The sequence below is a fragment of the Methylobacterium sp. WL116 genome, from assembly GCF_008039455.1.
In the GTDB taxonomy this organism is placed as follows: Bacteria; Pseudomonadota; Alphaproteobacteria; order Rhizobiales; family Beijerinckiaceae; genus Methylobacterium.
Genome location: NZ_VRUV01000339.1, coordinates 1 through 4,987, shown reverse-complemented (window position 1 = coordinate 4,987; position 4,987 = coordinate 1). Strand labels below are relative to the sequence as shown.

The 4,987-nt window shown below is 71.6% G+C and carries 6 protein-coding genes and 1 tRNA gene; 3 read left to right on the top strand and 4 right to left on the bottom strand.

The features are described from left to right. Positions 1-684: uracil-DNA glycosylase (locus FV223_RS19800; RefSeq protein WP_147728609.1), on the top strand; the 684-nt coding region annotated here is incomplete at its 5' end. A gap of 87 nt (positions 685-771) precedes the next feature. Then, the gene (locus FV223_RS19795) at positions 772-1,683 is read left to right on the top strand and encodes a neutral zinc metallopeptidase (RefSeq protein ID WP_147728610.1); all 912 of its coding nucleotides are present in this window, start codon (positions 772-774) and stop codon (positions 1,681-1,683) included. Positions 1,684-1,812: 129 nt separating this feature from the next. On the opposite strand, the gene FV223_RS19790 is transcribed toward FV223_RS19795, so the two are convergent. Continuing rightward, positions 1,813-1,887, bottom strand: a tRNA-Val gene (locus tag FV223_RS19790). A 176-nt stretch (positions 1,888-2,063) separates the two neighbouring features. Continuing rightward, entirely contained in the window at positions 2,064-2,372 is a 309-nt protein-coding gene (locus FV223_RS19785) for a hypothetical protein (protein WP_147728608.1), read from the bottom strand. A 173-nt stretch (positions 2,373-2,545) separates the two neighbouring features. Here FV223_RS19785 and gltX point away from each other — a divergent pair, with 173 nt between their 5' ends. Continuing rightward, positions 2,546-3,889, top strand: a complete 1,344-nt coding sequence (gltX, locus tag FV223_RS19780) for a glutamate--tRNA ligase (protein WP_147728607.1) — start codon at positions 2,546-2,548, stop codon at positions 3,887-3,889. A 43-nt stretch (positions 3,890-3,932) separates the two neighbouring features. Here the strand turns inward: gltX and FV223_RS19775 are convergent, their stop codons facing one another. Both FV223_RS19775 and FV223_RS19770 read right to left on the bottom strand, forming a co-directional pair. After that, positions 3,933-4,274, bottom strand: a complete 342-nt coding sequence (locus FV223_RS19775; RefSeq protein WP_147728606.1) for a DUF1491 family protein — start codon at positions 4,272-4,274, stop codon at positions 3,933-3,935. A 56-nt stretch (positions 4,275-4,330) separates the two neighbouring features. Next, positions 4,331-4,900 (bottom strand): peptidoglycan-binding domain-containing protein, encoded by a 570-nt coding sequence (locus FV223_RS19770; protein ID WP_246689733.1) that lies wholly within the window; start codon positions 4,898-4,900, stop codon positions 4,331-4,333. Positions 4,901-4,987 lie beyond the last annotated feature (87 nt).

The following is a 4,987-nucleotide window of genomic DNA, read 5'->3' as shown; positions in this document are numbered from 1 at the left end:
CCGCCGCGAGGCGATCCGCCGCCGGCGCCCGAGAAGGCTGCGCCGCGCACCTACGGGCAGTCGGCATCGGCGAAGCCCGAGGATGCGGCGATCGATGCGCGGGCACGGGCGAAGGATGTCGGGACGCTCGAGGAGCTCGAGGCGTTGATGGCGACCTTCGACGCCTGCCCGCTGAAGTTCACCGCGAAGAACCTCGTCTTCGCCGACGGCAATCCGGCCGCGAAGCTCATGTTCATCGGCGAGGCGCCCGGCGCCGACGAGGACCGCATCGGCAAGCCGTTTATGGGCCGCTCGGGCCAGCTGCTCGACCGGATGATGGCGGCGATCGGCCTCGACCGGACCAAGGCCTACGTCGCCAACGTGGTGCCCTGGCGGCCGCCGGGCAACCGCGAGCCGACGATCCAGGAATTGGCCGTGTGCCGGCCGTTCCTGGAGCGCCAGATCGAGCTGGCCGACCCCGACATCATCGTCTGCCTCGGCAGCCCGGCGACGAAGGCGATCACCGGCACCAAGGACGGCATCCTGAAGGCGCGCGGGCGGTTCTACCCCTACGCGATGCCTCACCGCACCGTGCGGGCCCTCGCCACCCTGCACCCGGCCTACCTGCTGCGGCAGCCGATGCAGAAGCGGCTCGCCTGGCGCGATTTCCGGCTGCTGCGCACCGCGCTCGACGGAAAAGCTTGACCGTTCCGGCGGAACCGTCCTTCGGCCTGTGTCATTACCCTGCGACTCGCGATAACGGCGTCGTGAGAACGAGTGGCGGTCGAGACCATGCGCTGGGACGATTTTCGGAGTTCGGACAACGTCGAGGATCGTCGCGGCGAGGGCGGCGGTGGCGGGATGGGCTTTCCGGGCGGCGGCGCCGGCGGCCTCGGCATCGGCGCGATCGTCGTCATCCTGATCATCAGCTGGGTCACGGGCATCAACCCGGCGATCCTGATGGGGGGCGCCGAGCAGATCACCCGTGGCGGCGGCAGCCAGCGCGAGGAGCCGGCCGATCCGCAGACCCAGACGCGCCGCAAGACCGCGCCGACCGACGACAGCGGCCGCTTCGCCTCCAAGATCCTCGGCAACACCGAGGACGTATGGAGCCAGATCCTGCCGAACCAGACCGGCAAGCAGTACACCCCGACGACGATGGTGCTCTACACCGGCGGCACCCGCAGCGGCTGCGGCTCGGCCCAGGCCGCGATGGGCCCGTTCTACTGCCCGCTCGACAAGAAGGTCTATCTCGACACGGGCTTCTTCAAGGAGATGGAGCAGAAGTTCGGCGTGAAGGGCGACTTCGCCTACGCCTACGTCATCGCCCACGAGGTCGGCCACCACGTGCAGGACGTCCTCGGCATCCTCGGCAAGGTGCAGGCCCGGCAGCAGCAGGCGTCCTCGAAGCGAGACGCCAACGCGCTCTCCGTGCGGATCGAGCTGATGGCCGACTGCCTCGCCGGCGTCTGGGCCAAGAACTCCAACGACAAGTACAACGCGCTCGAGCAGGGCGACATCGACGAGGCGATGAACGCGGCGAGCGCGATCGGCGACGACAAGCTGCAGAAGCAGAGCCAAGGCTACGCCGTGCCGGATTCGTTCACCCACGGCTCGTCCGAGCAGCGCCAGCGCTGGTTCATGAACGGCTACAAGAGCGGCCAGACGAAGTCCTGCGACACGTTCCGGACCGCGAACAACTGACCCTCGCCAGCTTGCTCCCTCCTCTGCGGGGGAAGCGATGCGGCTCCCGACGATTCCGAGCGCTCGGGCTGGCACGCACGAGCGCTCGCCGCGCGTCGAACCATGCCGTGACGGCAATGCGGGAGAGAATGGTGGACGGTGCAGGGATCGAACCTGCGACCTTTCCCGTGTGAAGGGAACGCACTACCGCTGTGCTAACCGTCCGTACCGCGAGGCGACACGCTGTCGCCGCGACCGGGGCGACTGGCGCTGGCGCCTTCGATCCCGGGACGAGGGCCTTCTAGGGCGGGGTAGGCGGCGGCGTCAAGCTGCAGAACCGGCGCGACCGCCCACCAATGTCGACGGCCGCGCCGGCTCCGATCGGAAAACCGCCTCGGGCCCTACTGGCCGCCGGCGTTGCCGCCGCCGCCGCGGCCCATCTGGGGAACGCCGCGCTCGGGCTGGTCGGCGTTGCCGCCCGCCGCGGAATCCGTCGTGACCGTCGCCGCGCCGGTGCCGGTCGGCGCGACCACGGCGCCGGCCCCGGAGCCGCTGTTGGTGGCGCCACCCGGAACCGCGACGGTGCCCGGCGGCGTGCCCGGCGCGACCTGCTGAGGCGGGTTCGGCTGGCGGATCGGTGCCGGTGCGTTGCTCTGGGCGAAGGCCGGCGTCGCCGCGGCGACGACGGTGGCGAGGAGAATCGATCGCATCGGAGGGTGATCTCCCTGGATAGTGGACGCCGCGCTGCGCGCAGCCGGTCGAACGACACAGGTCTTCAACCGCGAAACCCGACGCGCGTTTCCATCGGTCCTCGCGGGGCGTGCGGCTCCCTCCGTCCGACGGGCTGTGGCCGAGCGGGTCGATTGGGGGTTATGAGCCCAGCATGGCTCCTCTCGTCCGCTTCGCGCCGTCTCCGACCGGCTTCCTCCACATCGGCAATGCGCGCCCGGCGCTGCTGAACGCGCTGTTCGCCCGCGCGCGCGGCGGCCGCTTCCTGCTCCGGCTGGACGACACCGACCGCGAACGCTCGACCGAGGCCTTCGCCGAGGCGATCGAGACCGACCTCGCCTGGCTCGGCATCGTGCCGGATCTACGCGCCCGCCAATCCGACCGGACCGCGATCTACGACGCGGCCGCCGACAGGTTGAAGGCGTTCGGCCGACTCTATCCCTGCTACGAGACGTCGGAGGAGCTGGAGCGGCGGCGCAAGCGCCAGCTCGGCCGCGGCCTGCCGCCGATCTACGACCGCGCCGCGCTCGCCCTCACCGCCAACGAGCGGGCGGCGATGGAGGCCGAGGGCCGCATCCCGCATTGGCGCTTCAAGCTCGAGCCGCGCGTCGTCGCCTGGGACGACCTCGTCCGCGGCGAGGCCCATGTCGACTGCGCCTCGCTCTCGGACCCGGTGCTGGTGCGGGCCGACGGCAGCTACCTCTACACGCTGCCCTCGGTGGTCGACGACGCCGACCTCGGCGTCACCCACGTGATCCGCGGCGAAGACCACGTCACCAACACCGGCGTTCAGGTGCAGATCTTCGAGGCGCTGGCGGCGACGCTGCCGATCTTCGGCCACCACAACCTGCTGACCACGGCGGACGGGGAGGGGCTTTCCAAGCGCCTCGGCCACCTCTCGCTGCGGTCCTTGCGCGAGGCGGGCTACGAGCCGGCCGCCGTCCGCTCGCTCGCCGTGCTGACCGGATCGGCGGAGGCGGTCCGCGCCGTCGCGACGCTGGACGAGCTCGCCGGCCTCGTCGACCTCGCCCACATCTCGCGGGCGCCGGCAAAGTTCGACCCGCACGAGCTCGACGGGCTCAACGCCCGCATCCTGCACGCGATGCCCTTCGCCGACGCCGCCGAGCGCCTGGACGCGCTCGGCATCCCGGCCGCGGTCGCCGAGCCGCTGTGGCTCGCGGTGCGGGCCAACCTGCACAGGATCGACGAGGTCCGGGACTGGTGGGGGGTGGTGGCCGGGCCGGTGACACCGGTGATCGCAGACGCCGCCGTGACGGCGGCGGCCCTCGACACCCTTCCGCCCGAACCCTACGGACCCGAAACCTGGAAGGCCTGGACGACGACGATCCGCGAGCGGACCGGCGCCAAGGGCAAGGCGCTGTTCATGCCGCTGCGCCTGGCGCTCACGGGGCTGGAGCACGGGCCCGACCTTGCGGGCCTGCTGCCGCTGATCGGCCGGGACCGCGCCGGGCGACGGCTCGCCGGAGAGACCGCCTGAGACGCCGCCTCCCGGGCGGATCCTGGAAAAACGTCGGCCGGCTCTACTCGGCGAGATCGAGGAGATGGCGGCCCTCGCGATCGTCGATCTCGATGATCCACAGGTCGGAATCGAACCGGATCTCCTTGGTCAGGCGCTCCTCCGCATCGAGCGGCGTGCCCTCCGAGACCATCGCCACGAAGCGACGCCCGCCGGTATCCTCGTCCTCGAACAGCGCTTGCGGCGCCGGCCCGTAGAGGTCGGCGCGGCCGTCGAGGCGATCGACCTTGACGAAGATCGCGCCGGCCTCCGCCGCGCCCCGGCGGCGCTGCACCGCGGAGATCCCCTCGACGGCCAGTCGCCGCAGATGGGCCGAAACCCAGAAATCGGAGCGCAGGCGCGGCATGGACCCTCCCGGTGCGGATGCGCGCCGGGCATGCGCAGCGCCGGACCGCGATGCAATCAGGCCGGGGGCAGGGCCGCGCGGGCGGCGAGCTCGCGAAGCGTGCGGCCAGCGGCCTCGCCCTTCACCGGCAGCTTGCGGTCGCGCTCGAACTTCTCGATCGCCGCGCGGGTGGTCGCTCCCATCAGCCCGTCGGCCTTGAGCGGGCCGTAGCCGAGCTTCGACAAGGCCTTCTGCGCCTGCATCACCGCCGGCTGCGGCTTGGGCGGCGCGACGGCACTCTTGGGCGTCACCGAAGCGGTCGTCTCGTCGGATCGGATCAGGTCGGCGATCGGATCGCGGGCGGCGGGCCTGGCGGCCTCTGCTGCCTTGAGAGGCGTGCGCGCCGTCTCGGCCGGCCGGTCGGCATCGGCGACCTTCTCAGGTACCGACCTCGCGGCGGGGTCCTTTCTCGCGGCATCCTTGCTCACCGCATCCTTGCTCATCGCATCTTGGCGGATCACGATCTTTGGCAGGATCGGGGCCGGGTGGCGCCCGTTCTGGTAGCCGAGGGCGTTCATCGAGACGACCACCACTGCGCCGAACGCGACCACGCCGCCGAACAGCGCGCCGGGATTGCGCCGGCACATCCGGGGGTGTGGCTTATGCGGGTCGGAGGCTGCGGGGGGGGTGCGGTGTGGGGGGGGGGGGGGGGGGGGGGGGGGGGGGGGGGGGGG

Coding starts and splice junctions, on each gene's coding strand:
- gltX (WP_147728607.1), top strand. CDS start 2,546: ATGGCTCCTCTCGTCCGCTTCGCGCCGTCTCCGACCGGCTTCCTCCAC.
- FV223_RS19795 (WP_147728610.1), top strand. CDS start 772: ATGCGCTGGGACGATTTTCGGAGTTCGGACAACGTCGAGGATCGTCGC.
- FV223_RS19775 (WP_147728606.1), bottom strand. CDS start 4,274: ATGCCGCGCCTGCGCTCCGATTTCTGGGTTTCGGCCCATCTGCGGCGA.
- FV223_RS19785 (WP_147728608.1), bottom strand. CDS start 2,372: ATGCGATCGATTCTCCTCGCCACCGTCGTCGCCGCGGCGACGCCGGCC.
- FV223_RS19770 (WP_246689733.1), bottom strand. CDS start 4,900: ATGTGCCGGCGCAATCCCGGCGCGCTGTTCGGCGGCGTGGTCGCGTTC.